At 51.1% G+C, this 3571-nt stretch carries 2 tRNA genes and 2 rRNA genes; all 4 read right to left on the minus strand.

Annotated features, from left to right (window positions below):
• Nucleotides 1–88 (minus strand): 5S ribosomal RNA (gene rrf / locus BFQ01_RS01460); the annotation flags it as partial.
• Between the two features lie 152 nt (nt 89–240).
• Nucleotides 241–3132: ribosomal RNA gene (locus BFQ01_RS01465) — 23S ribosomal RNA — on the minus strand.
• A 249-nt stretch (nt 3133–3381) separates the two neighbouring features.
• A tRNA-Ala gene (locus BFQ01_RS01470) sits at nt 3382–3457 on the minus strand.
• Between the two features lie 30 nt (nt 3458–3487).
• A tRNA-Ile gene (locus tag BFQ01_RS01475) sits at nt 3488–3564 on the minus strand.
• Nucleotides 3565–3571: the final 7 nt, after the last annotated feature.

Here is a 3571-nt window from a genome sequence, read left to right on the forward strand (position 1 = left end):
GAAACCCCACACTACCATCGGCGATGCATCGTTTCACTGCTGAGTTCGGGATGGGATCAGGTGGTTCCAATGCTCTATGGTCGTCAAGAAATTCGGGTACTGAGTCGTGGCCAGCTGGCCTCGCTTCAGCAAATTGGGTATGTGACAGCTGTCGGTGTTTTGTGAAATCTCGAACTTTCGGTTCATTGCGTCTTCACACACCGCAATCTGGCCTTTCGACGCAAATTGCTTGGGTGTTATATGGTCAAGCCTCACGGGCAATTAGTATTGGTTAGCTCAACGCCTCACAGCGCTTACACACCCAACCTATCAACGTCGTAGTCTTCGACGGCCCTTCAGGGGACTCAAGGTCCCAGTGAGATCTCATCTTGAGGCTAGTTTCCCGCTTAGATGCTTTCAGCGGTTATCTATTCCGAACATAGCTACCCGGCAATGCCACTGGCGTGACAACCGGAACACCAGAGGTTCGTCCACTCCGGTCCTCTCGTACTAGGAGCAGCCCCTCTCAAATCTCAAACGTCCACGGCAGATAGGGACCGAACTGTCTCACGACGTTCTAAACCCAGCTCGCGTACCACTTTAAATGGCGAACAGCCATACCCTTGGGACCGGCTTCAGCCCCAGGATGTGATGAGCCGACATCGAGGTGCCAAACACCGCCGTCGATATGAACTCTTGGGCGGTATCAGCCTGTTATCCCCGGAGTACCTTTTATCCGTTGAGCGATGGCCCTTCCATACAGAACCACCGGATCACTAAGACCTACTTTCGTACCTGCTCGACGTGTCTGTCTCGCAGTCAAGCGCGCTTTTGCCTTTATACTCTACGACCGATTTCCGACCGGTCTGAGCGCACCTTCGTACTCCTCCGTTACTCTTTAGGAGGAGACCGCCCCAGTCAAACTACCCACCATACACTGTCCTCGATCCGGATAACGGACCTGAGTTAGAACCTCAAAGTTGCCAGGGTGGTATTTCAAGGTTGGCTCCACGCAGACTGGCGTCCACGCTTCAAAGCCTCCCACCTATCCTACACAAGCAAATTCAAAGTCCAGTGCAAAGCTATAGTAAAGGTTCACGGGGTCTTTCCGTCTAGCCGCGGATACACTGCATCTTCACAGCGATTTCAATTTCACTGAGTCTCGGGTGGAGACAGCGCCGCCATCGTTACGCCATTCGTGCAGGTCGGAACTTACCCGACAAGGAATTTCGCTACCTTAGGACCGTTATAGTTACGGCCGCCGTTTACCGGGGCTTCGATCAAGAGCTTCGCGTTAGCTAACCCCATCAATTAACCTTCCGGCACCGGGCAGGCGTCACACCCTATACGTCCACTTTCGTGTTTGCAGAGTGCTGTGTTTTTAATAAACAGTCGCAGCGGCCTGGTATCTTCGACCGGCATGAGCTTACGGAGCAAGTCCTTCACCCTCACCGGCGCACCTTCTCCCGAAGTTACGGTGCCATTTTGCCTAGTTCCTTCACCCGAGTTCTCTCAAGCGCCTTGGTATTCTCTACCCAACCACCTGTGTCGGTTTGGGGTACGGTTCCTGGTTACCTGAAGCTTAGAAGCTTTTCTTGGAAGCATGGCATCAACCACTTCGTTAACTAAAAGTTAACTCGTCATCAGCTCTCGGCCTTAGAATCCCGGATTTACCTAAGATTCCAGCCTACCACCTTAAACTTGGACAACCAACGCCAAGCTGGCCTAGCCTTCTCCGTCCCTCCATCGCAATAACCAGAAGTACAGGAATATTAACCTGTTTTCCATCGACTACGCTTTTCAGCCTCGCCTTAGGGACCGACTAACCCTGCGTCGATTAACGTTGCGCAGGAAACCTTGGTCTTTCGGCGTGGGTGTTTTTCACACCCATTATCGTTACTCATGTCAGCATTCGCACTTCTGATACCTCCAGCAAGCTTCTCAACTCACCTTCACAGGCTTACAGAACGCTCCTCTACCGCATCACTTACGTGATACCCGTAGCTTCGGTGTATGGTTTGAGCCCCGTTACATCTTCCGCGCAGGCCGACTCGACTAGTGAGCTATTACGCTTTCTTTAAAGGGTGGCTGCTTCTAAGCCAACCTCCTAGCTGTCTAAGCCTTCCCACATCGTTTCCCACTTAACCATAACTTTGGGACCTTAGCTGACGGTCTGGGTTGTTTCCCTTTTCACGACGGACGTTAGCACCCGCCGTGTGTCTCCCATGCTCGGCACTTGTAGGTATTCGGAGTTTGCATCGGTTTGGTAAGTCGGGATGACCCCCTAGCCGAAACAGTGCTCTACCCCCTACAGTGATACATGAGGCGCTACCTAAATAGCTTTCGAGGAGAACCAGCTATCTCCGAGCTTGATTAGCCTTTCACTCCGATCCACAGGTCATCCGCTAACTTTTCAACGGTAGTCGGTTCGGTCCTCCAGTTAGTGTTACCCAACCTTCAACCTGCCCATGGATAGATCGCCCGGTTTCGGGTCTATTCCCAGCGACTAGACGCCCTATTAAGACTCGCTTTCGCTACGCCTCCCCTATTCGGTTAAGCTCGCCACTGAAAATAAGTCGCTGACCCATTATACAAAAGGTACGCAGTCACCCAACAAAGTGGGCTCCCACTGCTTGTACGCATACGGTTTCAGGATCTATTTCACTCCCCTCTCCGGGGTTCTTTTCGCCTTTCCCTCACGGTACTAGTTCACTATCGGTCAGTCAGTAGTATTTAGCCTTGGAGGATGGTCCCCCCATATTCAGACAAAGTTTCTCGTGCTCCGTCCTACTCGATTTCATGACTAAGAGATTTTCGCGTACAGGGCTATCACCCACTATGGCCGCACTTTCCAGAGCGTTCCGCTAATCTCAAAGCCACTTAAGGGCTAGTCCCCGTTCGCTCGCCACTACTAAGGGAATCTCGGTTGATTTCTTTTCCTCAGGGTACTTAGATGTTTCAGTTCCCCTGGTTCGCCTCTTGCACCTATGTATTCAGTACAAGATAACCATCTTATGATGGCTGGGTTCCCCCATTCAGACATCTCCGGATCAAAGTCTGTTTGCCGACTCCCCGAAGCTTTTCGCAGGCTACCACGTCTTTCATCGCCTCTGACTGCCAAGGCATCCACCGTATGCGCTTCTTCACTTGACCATATAACCCCAAGCAATCTGGTTATACTATGAAGACGACATTCGCCGAAAATTCGATCATACTCAATTAAGAGCCACTCACAAATTTTACCTTAGCCTGAGCCGTTACCAGTGAAAGTAACGTTCAGTCTATCTTTCTATCACATACCCAAATTTTTAAAGAACGATCTAATCAAAGACTAGAAATCAACATTCACCATCATACTGATGGAATGCTCATTTCTAAGCTTTCATAACGCAGAAGCAGTAGTGGTGGAGCCAAACGGGATCGAACCGTTGACCTCCTGCGTGCAAGGCAGGCGCTCTCCCAGCTGAGCTATGGCCCCGTATTTCTACAGGCGTTTCCCACACAAAATTGGTGGGTCTGGGCAGATTCGAACTGCCGACCTCACCCTTATCAGGGGTGCGCTCTAACCAACTGAGCTACAGACCCAATTTCG

The organism is Pseudomonas sp. 8 R 14 (assembly GCF_900005955.1).
Lineage (GTDB): Bacteria > Pseudomonadota > Gammaproteobacteria > Pseudomonadales > Pseudomonadaceae > Aquipseudomonas > Aquipseudomonas marginalis.